At 69.4% G+C, this 14,558-nt stretch carries 13 protein-coding genes and 2 tRNA genes; 8 read left to right on the top strand and 7 right to left on the bottom strand.

Annotation, left to right across the window (positions count from 1 at the left end):
* Positions 1–85: 85 nt before the first annotated feature.
* The 3 genes from ABD269_RS00785 to ABD269_RS00775 all read right to left on the bottom strand — a co-directional run bounded on the left by ABD269_RS00785 (position 86) and on the right by ABD269_RS00775 (position 3,927).
* Positions 86–727: a superoxide dismutase gene (locus ABD269_RS00785; protein WP_344114978.1), complete on the bottom strand. Its 642-nt coding sequence runs from the start codon at positions 725–727 to the stop codon at positions 86–88.
* 166 nt (positions 728–893) lie between these two features.
* On the bottom strand, positions 894–2,318 hold the full coding sequence (locus ABD269_RS00780; protein WP_301887383.1) for an amino acid permease: 1,425 nt from the start codon (positions 2,316–2,318) through the stop codon (positions 894–896).
* Positions 2,319–2,535: 217 nt separating this feature from the next.
* Entirely contained in the window at positions 2,536–3,927 is a 1,392-nt protein-coding gene (locus ABD269_RS00775) for an amino acid permease (RefSeq protein WP_301887384.1), read from the bottom strand.
* Positions 3,928–4,221: 294 nt separating this feature from the next.
* On the opposite strand from ABD269_RS00775, the gene ABD269_RS00770 reads away from it, so the two are divergent.
* On the top strand, positions 4,222–4,827 hold the full coding sequence (locus tag ABD269_RS00770; RefSeq protein ID WP_116211821.1) for a biotin transporter BioY: 606 nt from the start codon (positions 4,222–4,224) through the stop codon (positions 4,825–4,827).
* A 92-nt stretch (positions 4,828–4,919) separates the two neighbouring features.
* Here ABD269_RS00770 and ABD269_RS00765 read toward each other — a convergent pair whose 3' ends face one another.
* A complete protein-coding gene (locus ABD269_RS00765; protein ID WP_344114973.1) occupies positions 4,920–6,368 on the bottom strand; it encodes an amino acid permease in 1,449 nt (482 codons plus the stop codon).
* 156 nt (positions 6,369–6,524) lie between these two features.
* On the opposite strand from ABD269_RS00765, the gene ABD269_RS00760 reads away from it, so the two are divergent.
* Complete coding sequence (locus ABD269_RS00760; RefSeq protein WP_301887386.1) at positions 6,525–7,013, top strand: ribose-5-phosphate isomerase; 489 nt, start codon at positions 6,525–6,527, stop codon at positions 7,011–7,013.
* Between the two features lie 160 nt (positions 7,014–7,173).
* A complete protein-coding gene (locus ABD269_RS00755) occupies positions 7,174–7,986 on the top strand; it encodes an Fpg/Nei family DNA glycosylase (RefSeq protein ID WP_344114971.1) in 813 nt (270 codons plus the stop codon).
* 29 nt (positions 7,987–8,015) lie between these two features.
* Here ABD269_RS00755 and ABD269_RS00750 read toward each other — a convergent pair whose 3' ends face one another.
* Positions 8,016–9,242, bottom strand: a complete 1,227-nt coding sequence (locus ABD269_RS00750; protein WP_344114969.1) for a GNAT family N-acetyltransferase — start codon at positions 9,240–9,242, stop codon at positions 8,016–8,018.
* A 179-nt stretch (positions 9,243–9,421) separates the two neighbouring features.
* Between ABD269_RS00750 and ABD269_RS00745 the strand changes: the two genes are divergently transcribed.
* Together ABD269_RS00745 and ABD269_RS00740 are read left to right on the top strand one after the other, a co-directional pair.
* Positions 9,422–10,558: a PP2C family protein-serine/threonine phosphatase gene (locus ABD269_RS00745; RefSeq protein WP_344114967.1), complete on the top strand. Its 1,137-nt coding sequence runs from the start codon at positions 9,422–9,424 to the stop codon at positions 10,556–10,558.
* Between the two features lie 99 nt (positions 10,559–10,657).
* Positions 10,658–11,104 (top strand): HD domain-containing protein, encoded by a 447-nt coding sequence (locus ABD269_RS00740; protein ID WP_344115400.1) that lies wholly within the window; start codon positions 10,658–10,660, stop codon positions 11,102–11,104.
* A gap of 1 nt (position 11,105) precedes the next feature.
* Here ABD269_RS00740 and ABD269_RS00735 read toward each other — a convergent pair whose 3' ends face one another.
* Positions 11,106–12,197, bottom strand: coding sequence for an acyltransferase family protein (locus tag ABD269_RS00735; RefSeq protein ID WP_344114965.1), 1,092 nt, complete (start codon positions 12,195–12,197; stop codon positions 11,106–11,108).
* 254 nt (positions 12,198–12,451) lie between these two features.
* Here ABD269_RS00735 and ABD269_RS00730 point away from each other — a divergent pair, with 254 nt between their 5' ends.
* Positions 12,452–12,649, top strand: a complete 198-nt coding sequence (locus tag ABD269_RS00730; RefSeq protein WP_116211813.1) for a hypothetical protein — start codon at positions 12,452–12,454, stop codon at positions 12,647–12,649.
* A gap of 49 nt (positions 12,650–12,698) precedes the next feature.
* On the opposite strand, the gene ABD269_RS00725 is transcribed toward ABD269_RS00730, so the two are convergent.
* Positions 12,699–12,772 (bottom strand) — tRNA-Gly (locus tag ABD269_RS00725).
* A 151-nt stretch (positions 12,773–12,923) separates the two neighbouring features.
* On the opposite strand from ABD269_RS00725, the gene ABD269_RS00720 reads away from it, so the two are divergent.
* Positions 12,924–13,000: transfer RNA gene (locus tag ABD269_RS00720), tRNA-Pro, on the top strand.
* Between the two features lie 133 nt (positions 13,001–13,133).
* Positions 13,134–14,513, top strand: a complete 1,380-nt coding sequence (gene tig, locus ABD269_RS00715; RefSeq protein WP_162890229.1) for a trigger factor — start codon at positions 13,134–13,136, stop codon at positions 14,511–14,513.
* The last annotated feature ends 45 nt before the right edge of the window (positions 14,514–14,558 follow it).

Here is a 14,558-nt window from a genome sequence, read left to right as displayed (position 1 = left end):
TAAAGGCCCCCACGTGAACCACTCACGTGGGGGCCTCGCCTGCTGCGTGAAGTGTGAGAAGACGATCACGAGCAGGACGCAGGGGTTACGGCACGAGCAGCAGCGTGTTGCCGCGCTCCTTCGCCGCGGCGTAGCGCGCCGCGACGTCCTGCCAGTTGACGACCTGCCACATGGCCTCGATGAAGTCCACCTTCTGGTTCTTGTACTGAAGGTAGAACGCGTGCTCCCAGGCGTCGAAGACCAGGATCGGGACCGAGCCCTGGCCGACGTTGCCCTGGTGGTCGTAGACCTGCTCGACGATGAGGCGGCCGCTGACCTGCTCGTAGGCGAGGACGCCCCAGCCGGAGCCCTGGGTGGTGGCCGACGCCTTGGTGAGCTGCGCCTTGAACTTCGCGAAGGAGCCGAACGACTCGGCGATGGCGTCCGCCAGCTCGCCCACGCCGTCCGCCTCGAGGGGCTCGCCGCCGCCGTCGCCGGTCATGTTCTGCCAGTAGATGCTGTGCAGGATGTGACCGGAAAGGTGGAAGGCCAGGTTCTTCTCCAGGCCGTTGATCGCGCCCCACTGGTCCTTGTCGCGGGCCTCGGCGAGCTGCTCCAGCGTGTCGTTCGCGCCCTTGACGTACGCGGCGTGGTGCTTGTCGTGGTGCAGCTCGATGATTTTCGCGTCGATGACCGGCTGGAGTGCCGCGTAATCGTAAGGAAGTTCAGGAAGTGTGTAGATGGCCATGCCGAGCCCTCCGACTGCTTATTGCAATTAACTTGCAGGTAGACGCTACCAGCAAGTGATTGTGAATTGCGGTTCCGGGGGTGGGCTTCGGTCCAAAGACGGAGGCGGGGTAGGTCCTGAAGATCAGGACCTACCCCGCCTCGTGCGGTGCGCTGGTGTCGGTGCGTCAGCTCCGGGCGGCCGCCGCCCGGAACCGCTGGCGCGCGTACCCGGCGATCGCGAGCGCGGCCGTGAGCCCGGCCGTGGAGTACAGCTGCACCCGGGTGTCCGACTCGCGCAGCATCAGCGCCAGCACCCCGAGGATCCCGGCCAGCGCCACCCAGGTGAGGGCGGGGAAGAGCCACATCCGGACGACCAGCTTCTCCGGCGACTCCCGCTCCAGCCGGCGCCGCATCAGCAGCTGGGTGACGGCGATGAAGGCCCACACCACCAGGATCGCCGCGCCCGTCATGTACAGCAGCCACTTGAAGACCGTCGTCGGCCACCAGTAGCTGAACAGCACCGCGCAGAAGCCGAAGGCGGAGGAGGCCAGCACCGTCAGCCGCGGCACGCCGCCGTAGACCTTGGCGAGGAAGCGGGGGCCCTCGCCGCGCTGGACGAGGGAGTACGACATGCGGGAGGCGCCGTAGATGTTGGCGTTCATCGCGGAGAGCAGGGCGATCAGGACGATGACGTTCATGATCTGCCCGGCGGCCGGGATGTCGAGGTACTTCAGCACCGCGACGTAGGGGCCGTTCTCGGTGATCGACTTGTTGGTCCACGGGATCACCGTGACGACGACGAGCATCGAGCCGACGTAGAACAGGGCTATTCGCCACATCGCCGTCCGCACGGCCTTGGCGACGCCCTTGACCGGCTGCTCGGACTCCGCCGCCGCGATCGTCACCGTCTCCAGGCCGCCGTAGGCGAAGACCGAGGCCAGCAGGCCGGCGACCAGACCGTTGGCGCCGTTGGGGACGAAGCCGCCGTGGCCGGTGAGGTTGTCGGCGCCCGGGGCGTCGGTGCCCGGCAGCAGCCCCAGGATCGCCAGGACGCCCAGCACCAGGAAGACGCCGATCGCGGCGACCTTCAGGGTGGCGAACCAGAATTCGAACTCGCCGAAATTGCCGACGGCCGCGAGGTTGGCCCCGCAGAAGACCGCCATGAAGAGCAGGACCCACATCCAGGAGGACGTCGAGGGGAACCACGAGACCATGATGGCCGCCGCGCCGATCGCCTCCACGGCGATGCCCACGCACAGCTCCACCCAGAACATCCACCCGACGGTGAAGCCCGCCCAGGGGCCTATCGCGCGTTCGGCGTGCACGGAGAAGGTGCCCGAGGCGGGGTTGGCCGCCGACATCTCGCCCAGCATCCGCATCACGAGCATCACCAGCAGCCCGGACACCGCATAGGCGAGCACGATGGCGGGACCGGCCGCGGCGATGCCCGCGCCCGAGCCGACGAAGAGACCGGCGCCGATCACACCGCCGAGGGCGATCATCGACAGATGGCGCTGCTTGAGGCCGTGCGACAGATCCGTGCCGCCCGGCGCCTGATCGGTGGCCTCGCCGCGCGATGGCGCGGAGGAGGTCGCAGGTGTCCGAGTCATGATCGTGTGATTCCCGTGGGGTGAGAGCGGAAAAGTTGCCTCAGTGTGGAGGTCATGTTCGCTCAGGACAACAGTTGTGACATTGCTGTCCGATATCTAGACGGCAACGTCACTGACTGTGCATGACGCATATCTCCAGGAGCAACTCATATTGCGGCTGGAGCGGAAGAAAAGGCTCCGGTAAAGGGGAATCGGGCCCGCGTATCGCGGCCGGAACTCAGCGGCGCCGCAAGCGGAGTTCGCGCAGCCCCGCGACCACGAGCACCGCCGCCGTCGCCGCCCCCGACCACAGCAGCTGGGGCCGCGCGCCGTCGTCGGTGAGCATCAGGACCAGCACGGCGCCCATCCCCGCGAGCGCCACCCACGTGAGATAGGGGAATGCCCACATCCGCAGCACGAGCTTCTCCGGCATCTCGCGCTCGATGCGCCGCCGAAGCCGCAGCTGGGACGCGGCGATCAGACCCCAGACGAAGAGGAGTACGGCACCGACCGCGTTCAGCAGATAACGGAAGATCGAATCGGGCCACTCCAGATTCAATATCACCGAGGCGAATCCGAAGGCGACCGAGGCGAGCACGGCCCGGCGCGGCACCCCGCCGCCGGACACCTTCAGCAGCGAGCGCGGCGCCTCGCCCCGCTCGGCCAGCGAGAAGACCATCCGGGAGGACCCGTAGAGGTTCGCGTTCAGCGCGGACAGCAGCGCCACGAAGACCACGATGTTCATGATCTGACCGGCCCCCGGCACCCCGATATGGTCCAGGACCGCCACGTACGGGCTCTTGCCCGGCACGATCGACGACCACGGCAGCAGGGTGACGATGACGAGCATCGAGCCCACGTAGAAGAAGAGGATCCGCCACACCGCGCTGCGCACCGCACGGCCCACCGCGCGCGCCGGGTCGTCGGACTCGGCGGCGGCGATGGTGACGACCTCCAGGCCGCCGAAGGCGAAGACGACGGCGAGGACGCCGGAGATCACACCGCTCCAGCCGTTGGGCAGGAAGCCGCCCTTGCCGGTGAGGTTGCCCATCCCCACCGCGTCCGTGTCCGGCAGCACGCCGAAGATGGCCAGCAGACCCAGCCCGAGGAAGAGGACGATCGCGCCGACCTTCAGCGTCGCGAACCAGAACTCGAACTCGCCGAAGTTCTTCACCGCGGAGAGGTTGGCGGTCGTGAAGACCACCATGAAGAGCAGCACCCAGGCCCACTGCGGCACCGACGGCAGCCAGCCGTTGGCGATCTGCGCGGCACCCGTCGCCTCCACGGCGAGCACGACCACCAGCAGGAACCAGTAGAGCCAGCCGACCGTGAACCCGGCCCAGCGGCCCAGCGCACGCTCCGCGTGCACGGAGAAGGCGCCCGAGGCGGGCATCGCCGACGACATCTCGCCGAGCATCCGCATCACCAGCATCGCCAGCGCGCCCGCGATCAGATACGACACGATGATCCCCGGACCCGCGACGGCGATACCGCCGCCGGAGCCGACGAACAGCCCGGCCCCGATCACCCCGCCCAGGCCCAGCATCGTCAGATGGCGCTGCTTGAGCCCCGCCGACAGGGGTTCCTTCTCGCCGCTCAGCGGTTCGGCGGCAGGCGGTGCGTCAGACATGGCGCTCGTACTCTCGGATCGGTGCGATGGGCGCAAAAAGGCTGCGAAGGTACTCCACACTCTCCCGAGCGGGCGGCCGACGCCAAGCTTGGCCGGCCCGTCGTGACGAGCATCACGCATGACCCGGGAACGGAGTGGGAAGGGCGCGCCCTTATCAGCGCCGACCGGCGGCGGAACCGCTCGGAAGTCTCCAAAGCCGGGCGGACCGCCTTGTCACGGTCGCCCGGTGCCCGCGCCGGGCCCCTCGATTAACGTCACGGTGTCCCCGACCTTCTTTGATGACGCGGAGTACCGATGGCCACCGCTGCCCCAGTAACCCGGACCGGTACGGTCCTCGCCGACGCGCTCTTCCCCGCCCTGTCCACGGCGGGCCGCTCCCGCGTCCGCGACGCCGCCCTGATCCTCGGCGGCGCGGCGCTCACCGGCGTCGCCGCCCAGATAGCCGTCCCGGTCCCGGGCTCGCCCGTCCCCGTCACCGGCCAGACCTTCGCCGTCCTCCTCGTCGGCACCGCGCTCGGCGCCCGGCGCGGCTTCCTCTCCCTCGCGCTCTACGCCCTGGTCGGCATGGCGGGCGTGCCGTGGTTCGCCGAGGCCCGGTCCGGCGCGGGCTTCGCCTCCTTCGGCTACGTCCTCGGCATGATGCTCGCCGCCACCGTCGCGGGCGCCCTCGCCCGCCGGGGCGCCGACCGCTCCGCGCTGCGCACCGCGGGCACCATGGCACTGGGCTCCGCGATCATCTACGCGGTGGGCGTCCCCTACCTCGCGCTGTACGCCCACCTCTCCCTGACCGACGCCGTCGCCGCGGGCCTGACCCCGTTCCTGATCGGCGACGCGCTCAAGGCTGCCCTCGCGATGGGCGCGCTCCCGGCGGCGTGGAAGCTGCTGGGCCGGCGCGGCTGAGTCCCCCGCGGGCAACGCGTACGGGCCGGGCCCGCACCCCTGATCCAGTCAGGGTGCGGGCCCGGCCCGTACGCGTACGCGTCCCTCTGCGGTTACTGCCCGGCGGCGGCCTTCACCGCCCGGCGGCGCCGGTCCAGGACAATCCCGACGCCCACGACGATCACGCCGAGCAGCGTCGAGAGCAGCACCTGCTCACGGTTGTCGCCACCGTCATAAAGCATGTAGCCGAGCACGAAGGTGATCATGCCGATCGTGGCCCAGGTCAGATACGGGAAGAGCCACATCCGCACCACGAGCTTCTCCGGCATCTCGCGCAGGATGATGCCGCGCATCTTCAGCTGGGTGACACAGATGACCAGCCAGACGAAGAGGGCGATGGCGCCCGAGGAGTTCAGCAGGAACTTGAAGACGGTGTCGGGCCACACGTAGTTGAAGACGACCGACACGAAGCCGAAGACGACCGAACCCAGGATCGCGATCCGCGGCACACCGTTCTTGCTGACCCGGGAGAAGGCCCGCGGGGCGTCGCCGCGCTGACCCAGCGAGAAGGCCATGCGGGAGGCCGTGTAGAGGCCGGAGTTGAGGCAGGAGAGCACGGCGGTCAGGACGATCACGTTCATGATCTGGCCGGCGTGCGGGATGCCGATGGAGTCGAGGGCCGCGACGTAGCTGCCCTTGTCGGCGATCTCCTTGGAGTTCCACGGCAGCAGGGAGACGACCACGAAGATCGAACCCAGGTAGAAGACGCCGATGCGCCAGATCACGCTGTTGGTGGCCTTGGTGACCGCGCGCCGCGGGTCCTCGGACTCACCGGCGGCGAGGGTGACGATCTCACTGCCCATGAAGGAGAAGACGACCATCAGGACACCGGTGAGGATCGCCCCCGGGCCGTTCGGCAGGAATCCTCCGTGCGAGGTGAGGTTCGATATCCCCGCGGTGTCGCTGTGCGCGCCCGGCAGCACGCCGAACACGGCCAGCAGGCCGATGACCACGAACGCGCCGATCGCGACGACCTTGATCCCGGCGAACCAGAACTCGAACTCGCCGTACGAGCTGACCGACCCCAGGTTGGTCACGGTCAGCAGCACCATGACGATCAGCGCCCAGGCCCACTGCGGCACGGCCGGGATCCAGCCCTCCAGGATCTTGGCACCGGCGGTCGCCTCGACCGCGAGCACCACGACCCAGAAGAACCAGTACAGCCAGCCGATGGAGAAGCCCGCCCAGCGCCCCAGCGCCCGGTCCGCGTAGGCGGAGAAGGAGCCGGAGGTCGGATTGGCGGCGGCCATCTCACCGAGCATCCGCATCACGAAGACGACCATCGCGCCGACGAGCGCGTAGGAGATGAGGATGCCGGGGCCGGCCGCGGCGATGCCGGAGGAGGAGCCGACGAAGAGACCGGCACCGATCACACCGCCGATGGCGATCATGGACAGGTGACGGTTCTTGAGTCCGGCCTTCAGGCCGTCCTGGGCCGACGCGTCGGCCTGCCCGGGGGCGCCGGTGTGCGACGCCTTTGTCGGAGTCGGCGATGTGGCCATGAGTACGTTCCTTAAGGTTCTCGGGTTACGAGTTCCCGCATTAGAACTTTTCGAAGGTGTGATCGGGAAGAGTCGAATCCGTATCGTTGTGATCGAGGGAGCGCGCGGCGAGCCCTGAGGCGGAGCTCGGTCGCCACTCGTGCCACACTCGGTCGCATGCGCGTGTATCTCGGCTCCGACCATGCCGGCTACGAACTCAAGAACCACCTCGTCGAGTGGCTCACGGCCCATGGCCATGACCCCGTCGACTGCGGCCCGCACATCTATGACGCCCAGGACGACTACCCGCCGTTCTGCCTCCGCGCCGCGGAGCGGACCGCGGCCGACCCCGACAGCCTCGGCATCGTGATCGGCGGCTCCGGCAACGGCGAGCAGATCGCCGCGAACAAGGTCAAGGGCGTACGGGCCGCCCTCGCCTGGAGCGAGCAGACGGCCGCCCTCGGGCGTGAGCACAACAACGCCAACGTGATCAGCGTCGGCGGGCGGATGCACACCCAGGAAGAGGCGACGAAGTTCGTCGAGATCTTCCTGGCCACGCCGTACTCGGGTGAGGAGCGCCACACCCGCCGCATCGAGATGCTCACCCACTACGAGCAGACCGGCGAACTCCCCGAAATCCCGGCCCACCACCCGCAGCAGGGCTGACCGAACGCCGGACGGGCTGATTTCAGCCCGTCCGGCGTTTGAGGACAAGCGGCGCAGCCGCTTCGGGGGTCCGGGGGTTTCCCCCGGTTTCGGGAAGGGGCGGGGCTGGGGAACAAAAGCCGCGCCCAACCAGCAACCCGCACTCCGCAGGAGAAATGCCTTGCCCGAAGGGCACACCATCCACCGCCTCGCCGCGGACCACCGTGACCTTTTCGAGGGGCACCCCCTCCGTGTCACCAGCCCGCAAGGCAAATTCGCAGACAGCGCCGCCCTCCTCGACGGCACCCCCCTCACCACCGCCGAAGCCCACGGCAAACACCTCTTCCTCGGCTTCGGCGACGCCGACTCATGGATCCACATCCACCTCGGCCTCTTCGGCAAGTACACCTTCGGCGACGCCCCCGTCCCCCCGCCCACCGACACCGTGCGGCTGCGGCTCGCGACCGCCACCGCGTACGCCGACCTGCGCGGCCCCACCACCTGCGCCCTCGTCACCGAGGGGGAGAAGCAGGCGATACACGACCGGCTCGGCCCCGACCCGCTGCGCGCACAGGACGACGGCGAGGCCGCCTGGGCCCGCGTCAGCCGCAGCCGTACGACGGTCGCCGCCCTGCTCATGGACCAGAAGGTCATCGCGGGCGTCGGCAACGTCTACCGCGCCGAGGTCCTCTTCCGGCACGGAATCGACCCTTACCGCCTCGGCCGCGATCTCACCCGCCCGGAATGGGACGCGATCTGGTCGGATCTGGTCGATCTGATGCGTGAGGGCGTGCGCAACAACAGGATCGACACCGTGCGCCCCGAGCACACACCCGAGGCCATGGGCCGCCCGCCGCGCGTGGACGACCACGGCGGCGAGGTGTACGTCTACCGCCGGGCCCGGCAGTCCTGCCACATCTGCGGCGGCGAGATCCGCACCGCCGATCTCGCCGCCCGCAACCTCTTCTGGTGCCCCGCCTGCCAGCAGCGCTGACGGCACACCACCCTAAAGCTGCCGCACCGTCAGAAACCGTGCGGCAGCCACGGGGCCACCGGGCTGCCGAACGCCACCGACGCCTCGTGCAGGGCCCCCTCCCGCAGCTCCCGCACCCGCCCCGCACCGGCCAGCGAGATCAGGGACACCCCGCCGAGATACGCCGAGCCCAGCTCCCGTACGGACAGGGCCAGATCGGCCGGGTCCTCCGTGCGCTCGCAGGACGCGCCCTTGGTGTCACCGGTCAGCCGCCAGCGCCCCGCGTTCCAGGGGCAGAAGGCGTCCTCGACCTCGAACACCACGTCCACCGGCGCCTGGTACGTACGGGCCGCCAGCGCCGCCCCCACCTCGACCAGCCGCAGGTGCAGCGAGTCCTCCGACGCGAGCCGGCAGCGCCGGACGTCGTCGACCAGCTGCCACAGCGGGTCGTCGGACGGCCGGTTGCGGGCCACGATCTCGTTGGTCAGGTCCAGGTCGAACAGGAAGCGCCACAGCGCGGCGTACGCGGCGGGGGTCAGCGCCTCCACATCGCGCAGCAGCACCGTGCCGTACGGCGCGTCGTCCGGCCGGGGCCGGACGGAATAGCGGGCGTAGCCCACGGTCCGGCCGTCCGCCTCGGCCAGCACGCACTGCAGCGGCGAAGCGTCACCGCGGCGGCTCGGTGCGTCCAGCAACGGCAGCGCCTCCCAGCCGGGCCGGCGCTCCAGCATCGCGGGCCGGGCGGTCACCCGGCGCGCGTACACCGCCTCGCAAGCGTCGCGCGCCTCCTCGGGCTTCGACAAGCGGAGCCGCACGCCGTCCGCGCCGTCCGGCATGGAAAGCCGCACCCGGTCCGTGTCGATGTGGGCCCGCACCTGGTGCGTCGCCGGGCCGTAGCCGAACCGCCCGTAGATGTCCGGCTCCGACGCCGTCAGCGCGGCGAGCGGCTCGCCCCAGGCCCGGACGTCGTCCAACTGGCGCCGCATCATGCTCCGCAGCACCCCGCGCCGCCGGTGCGTCGGCCGCACGCCCACCATCGTCACCCCGGCCGCCGGGACCAGGGCACCGCCCGGCACGGCGATCCGGAAGTCGAACGCCCCCGTCGTGCCCACGACTTCATCCCCGTCCCAGGTGCCCAGCCACCGGTCGAACAGGGTCAGCTCCCGCCACAGCGCGAGCTCCTCGGCGGGCTCGGGCATGCCGCCGAACGCCAACTCCAGCGACCCGTACCACTGGTCCCACTCCGCCGGGCGCAGCACACGCAACTCTGTCGTCATGAGCCCATGAGTAGCAGCGGATTCCCGCGCGGGCGAACGAATTTCGCATATGGTGCCCATCCGTGCGACACGGTGCGTCCCACGGCTTCTCCCAGCTCTTCGCAGGTCCGCCGCGGTCGGCCGCGTCGGCGCGGCGTGAGTCGACGCACCGCCGAATGGGTGGATAAGGTCACGATGCAATGACTGGCGGTGCGGAGACCCCGACGGCCCGGATGCGCAAAGCACTGCACCGGGCCCGCACGAGCATGCGCAAAGCCGGGGTCGACTACTTCCGCGGCGACGGCTCCGACTGGATCGCGCTGGCGGCCCTGCTGCTCACCGTCCCCGCGCTCGCGGTCGGCACCATCGCGCTGCCCGAGTGGTGCGCGCCCTCCGCGCTCGTCCTGCCCATCGTGGCGGGCGGCCTCCTGCTGCGCCCCGCCAGCCTGCTGGCCCTCTACGCGGCGTCCGCCGTCGCGCTCATCGTGGAGTCCTACGCCCTGGACCGGGCCGTGCACGGCGACGGCCGGGTCACCCCCGGCACGATCCTCGTCGTCGCCGCGGTGGGCTTCCTCGGGCTGCTCATCGCGCAGTTCCGCAGCCGGGTCGGCGTGCCCTGGCGGCGCGGCGGCACCATGCTCTTCGACCTGCGCGAACGCATCCGCGTCCAGAGCAAGCTCCCCAAACTGCCACGCGGCTGGCACCGGGAGATGGCCCTGCGCCCCGCCGGCGGGCAGTCCTTCTCCGGCGACTTCGTGGTCGCGGCCCGCACCAATGGCGGCCGCACCCTGGAGATCGTGCTGACCGACGTCTCCGGCAAGGGCATGGACGCCGCCTCGCGCGCCCTCCTGCTGTCCGGTGCCTTCGGCGGGCTGCTCGGCTCGCTGCCGCCGCACGCCTTCCTGCCCGCCGCCAACGGCTATCTGCTCCGCCAGGACTGGGACGAGGGCTTCGCGACCTCCGTCCACCTCGTCCTGGACCTGGACAGCGGGGACTACGAGATGTTCTCCGCGGGTCACCTGCCGGGCCTCCAGCTCAGCGCGGGCACCGGCCGCTGGGAGGAGAAGGCCGCCGAAGGACCGCTCCTCGGGGTCTACGACGGAGCCCAGTTCAACCCGATAAAGGGGAAGCTGTCCCAGGGGGACGTCCTGATGCTCTTCACCGACGGCCTGGTCGAGACGTCCGACCGGGACCTGACCGAGGGCATGGACCGCCTCACGGGCGAAGCGGACCGCTACGTCTCCGCCGGCTTCCAGGGCGCGGCCTGGCACTTGATCGAAGCGGTGGCGAAGGACGTCAACGACGACCGAGCGCTGCTCTTGATCTGCCGCACCTGATGGGGGCGCGGGGAACTGCGCGATCAGCCCCCACCGACCCGCAGCCGGAGGACGGCGCACCTGCACCCGGACAACGCTCACGGAGACGACATGCCACCCATGCCCCTGGACGCCGTAGAAGCCTTCGCAAGGCAAGCGCACGCCGCGCAGAAGGACAAGGCAGGCCGCCCCTACGCGGAGCACCTGGCCGCCGTGGCCGAAGGCGTACGCAAAAGAGGCGGCGGCGATGAACAGATCGCCGCCGCGTGGCTGCACGACGCCGTCGAGGACGGTGCCGTCACCGAGGAGTGGCTGGCGCGGGCCGACCTGCCGCAGCGGACCAAGGACATCGTGCTGGCGGTCACCAAGCGGGCGGGCGAGGCACCGGAGGCGTACGCCGCCCGCATCCTGGCCACCCCGGGCGCGCTGCTGGTCAAGGAGGCGGACCTCGCCCACAACTCCGACCCCCGGCGGGCCGTGGCGCTCGACCCGGCCACCCGCGAACGGCTCCGGCTGAAGTACGCGCGGATGCGCGCCCTTCTCGGCCTGGACGCGCCCGCCGGCTGACTCAAGCCTGCTTGCGGAAGGCCCACTCCATCTTCGGCTCCATCGCGAAGCGGAACACCCGCCGCACGGGCGTGCTGCACAGCGCCGTCATCACCGCGATCGCGATCAGGGTCACCACGACCTCGCCGACCGGCCGGCGGATCCAGGCGTAGGCGTCGTACCACTCCTGCCAGCGGGACAGCTTGATCAGGAAGCCGTGCAGCAGATAGCCGTACAGCGTCCCCGCGCCCAGCGTCGTGAACCACACCGTGCGGCGCGGCACCCAGGCGAAGAAGCACGCGGTCAGCACCGCCGCGCAGCCGAACATCGCCAGCGTCATCACCGGCGCGGACCACAGCGGCGCGTGCAGGTCCTGGACGGCGGCGTTGTGGTAGAACCACGAGCTGTTCATCCGCGGTGCCGCCCAGTACGCGAAGGCGATCGCTCCCGCGAACACCGGCACGGCCGCGATCCGCACCCAGCGCCGCCGCACCAGATGGAAGTGCTCGGCCTTCATGTGCAGCCCGATCACGAAGAACGGCAGCAGCTGCAGCACCCGCTGAAGATCGAAGTCGACCCCGATGCCCGGTGTCAGCGCGGCCATGATCGCGATCGCGAACGAGACGGGGACAGGCCGGCGGATCAGCTTCCAGATCGGCGTGGTCAGCCGCCAGATGAACAGCGCGGCCAGGAACCAGTTGAGGTACCAGGGGTTCAGCAGCGACAGCGGATCCGGCGGAGTGCCCTTGTCCGCCCAGTGCTGGAAGTAGATGTACGCGACCTGGAAGATCACATACGGCACGGCGACCCCCGTGATCAGCCGCTTGACCTTGGCGGGGCTCATGTCGAAGCCCCGCGAGAAATAGCCGGAAATGAGGATGAACGCCGGCATGTGGAAGGCGTAGACGGTCAGGTACAGCGCCATCGCGGCGCGCCCGCCGTGCGTCAGCGGTTCCCACGCGTGGCCCAGGGCGACCAGGACGATCGCCAGGTACTTCGCGTTGTCGAAGAAGGGATCGCGCTGCGCCGGGGCGGGCGCCGCCGGGGCGGACGGCCGGGCGCTCGACGGGGTCGAGGCGGCCGAAGGGGGCGGCGGGGTGGCGGCGGGGGACATCCGAGGCACCCTAGCGGCGTAATCAGGGCCGGTAAAACCCCGTTCCATCTATTGAGCTATTCACCCCGAACCGGCACGGTATCCGCCAAGTCGGCCGATATCCTCTCCATGCAGCTTTCTGGACGATCCACCGATGAAATGTCACTAGCCCCCAACAGCAGGCCAGTTGATGGCACGATGGTGGTCGTGAGGGGTCTGCGGGCAGTAGGACTTCCGGGCAGGCCGGGTGATTCCGACCGAGGGCGTGATCAGCTATGACCACCGTTTCGCTGTCAGGTGTACTGCTTCTGGCGATCGTGCTGTTGGTGCTGATGCGCCAGGGCCACATCAAGGGCGGGCCGGCGATCATCGCGATCCTCTTCGGCTTCTTCCTGGCCTCCACGGGCATGGCGCCGTCGATCCAGAAATTCCTCGACTCGCTGGCCCAGACCATAAACAACATCAAGTTCTGACCGCCGCCCGGCGCATGAAAAACGCCCCCGGCCGGAGCCGGAGGCGTCGTGGAGCGGGCGACGGGAATCGAACCCGCGTAGCCAGTTTGGAAGACTGGGGCTCTACCATTGAGCTACGCCCGCGCGCACCGCGATCCCCATGAGGGGCGTGCGGCACGTTGTGCATCGTAGCGGGTCCGGGCGCTCCACCGCACACCCCGGGGTGCCGTTCGCCGACCGGCCCGTAATCGGCAGCCGGAAGCCCTGCGGGCATGTACCCTACGTGTCGCACCGACGGGGTGTGGCGCAGCTTGGTAGCGCGTCCGCTTTGGGAGCGGAAGGTCGTCGGTTCGAATCCGGCCACCCCGACCAATCAAGATCACATTGTGGGGCTCGTACTGCTTGCGGTTACTATGCAAGCTGCGTGCCCGTGTGTCTCTGTACCGGGCGCGACTCCGCTGGACATCAGCAGAATCCCAGAAGTCAGCCCCAAGGAGACCGAACCGTGAAGAGCGCCGTGGAGACCCTGAACCCGACTCGGGTTCGGCTCACTGTTGAGGTGCCCTTCGAGGAGCTCAAGGCCAGCCTCGACGCGGCGTACAAGAAGATCAACCAGCAGGTCACGGTGAAGGGCTTCCGTCAGGGCAAGATCCCCGCCCGTGTCATCGACCAGCGGTTCGGCCGCGGTGCGGTGCTGGAGGAGGCCGTCAACGACGCGCTTCCGAAGTTCTACACCGAGGCGGTCAACGAGGCCGACCTCAACCCGCTGGGCCAGCCCGAGGTCGACATCAAGGAGCTGAAGGACGGCGAGCTGCTCTCCTTCACCGCCGAGGTCGACATCCGCCCGGTCCTGGAGATCCCGGACTACTCGGGCATCGAGGTCACCGTCGACTCCGTCGAGGTCACCGACGAGGACATCGAGAAGTCGGTCGAGCAGCTGCGCGACCGCTTCGCCACCACCTCCCCGGTCGAGCGCGCCGCCGCCGAGGGTGACATCGTCACCGTCGACCTGGAGGCCAAGGTCGACGGCGAGGTGCTGGAGGACGGCGTCGCCAAGGGCATCGACTACACCATCGGTTCCGGCCAGCTGCTGGACGGCATCGACGAGGCCGTGACCGGTCTCGAGGCCGGTGGCACCGCCACCTTCACCTCCGAGCTCAAGGGCGGTTCCGCCGAGGGCAAGGAGGCCGAGGTCAAGGTCGACGTCACCGCCGTCAAGGCCCGCGAACTGCCGGAGCTGGACGACGACTTCGCCCAGCTGGCGAGCGAGTTCGACACCCTGGAGGAGCTGCGCGCCGACAGCGCCAAGCGCCTCGCCCGGATGAAGAAGTTCGACCAGGCCACGCAGGCCCAGGAGAAGGTCCTCGACGAGCTGATCAAGCTGGTCGAGGTCCCGATGCCGGAGAAGCTGCTCGAGGACGAGGTCAACACCCGTAAGCACAACCTCGAGCACCACCAGCTCGGCCAGATGGGCCTGGACCTCGCGAAGTACCTGGAGATCCAGGGCAAGACCGCCGAGGAGTTCGACGCCGAGCTCAAGGAGCAGGCCGAGAAGGGCATCAAGACCCAGTTCATCCTGGACGAGATCGTCAACAAGGAGAAGCTGTCGGTCGGCCAGGAGGAGCTCACCGAGCACCTCATGCGCCGTGCCCAGTCCTCCGGCATGAGCCCCGACCAGTTCGCCCAGGCCGTCGTCGAGGGTGGCCAGGTGCCGATGCTCGTCGGCGAGGTCGCCCGCGGCAAGGCCCTCGCGGCCGTCGTCGAGGCCGCCACGGTCAAGGACGGCAACGGCGAGGTCGTCGACCTGGACGACGAGGACGAGACCGGCGAGACGGTCGAGGCCGCCACCGAGGTCGTCGAGGCCGCCGAGGGCACCGAGGCCTGAGCCTCACCCCTCTCGTGACCGGGCCCGGTCGTGGCACCTCCTCCG

The organism is Streptomyces blastmyceticus (assembly GCF_039521185.1).
In the GTDB taxonomy this organism is placed as follows: domain Bacteria; phylum Actinomycetota; class Actinomycetes; order Streptomycetales; family Streptomycetaceae; genus Streptomyces; species Streptomyces blastmyceticus.
The sequence above is the reverse complement of the archived record's forward strand: the minus strand, read 5'-3'. Positions and strand labels throughout refer to the sequence as shown.

Excerpts from the sequence above, each read along its gene's own strand:
- ABD269_RS00765 (WP_344114973.1), bottom strand. The coding sequence starts at position 6,368 with ATGGCCACATCGCCGACTCCGACAAAGGCGTCGCACACCGGCGCCCCC.
- ABD269_RS00745 (WP_344114967.1), top strand. The coding sequence starts at position 9,422 with ATGACTGGCGGTGCGGAGACCCCGACGGCCCGGATGCGCAAAGCACTG.
- ABD269_RS00750 (WP_344114969.1), bottom strand. The coding sequence starts at position 9,242 with ATGACGACAGAGTTGCGTGTGCTGCGCCCGGCGGAGTGGGACCAGTGG.
- ABD269_RS00730 (WP_116211813.1), top strand. The coding sequence starts at position 12,452 with ATGACCACCGTTTCGCTGTCAGGTGTACTGCTTCTGGCGATCGTGCTG.
- ABD269_RS00785 (WP_344114978.1), bottom strand. The coding sequence starts at position 727 with ATGGCCATCTACACACTTCCTGAACTTCCTTACGATTACGCGGCACTC.
- ABD269_RS00740 (WP_344115400.1), top strand. The coding sequence starts at position 10,658 with ATGCCCCTGGACGCCGTAGAAGCCTTCGCAAGGCAAGCGCACGCCGCG.
- ABD269_RS00780 (WP_301887383.1), bottom strand. The coding sequence starts at position 2,318 with ATGACTCGGACACCTGCGACCTCCTCCGCGCCATCGCGCGGCGAGGCC.
- ABD269_RS00770 (WP_116211821.1), top strand. The coding sequence starts at position 4,222 with ATGGCCACCGCTGCCCCAGTAACCCGGACCGGTACGGTCCTCGCCGAC.
- ABD269_RS00760 (WP_301887386.1), top strand. The coding sequence starts at position 6,525 with ATGCGCGTGTATCTCGGCTCCGACCATGCCGGCTACGAACTCAAGAAC.
- ABD269_RS00735 (WP_344114965.1), bottom strand. The coding sequence starts at position 12,197 with ATGTCCCCCGCCGCCACCCCGCCGCCCCCTTCGGCCGCCTCGACCCCG.
- ABD269_RS00775 (WP_301887384.1), bottom strand. The coding sequence starts at position 3,927 with ATGTCTGACGCACCGCCTGCCGCCGAACCGCTGAGCGGCGAGAAGGAA.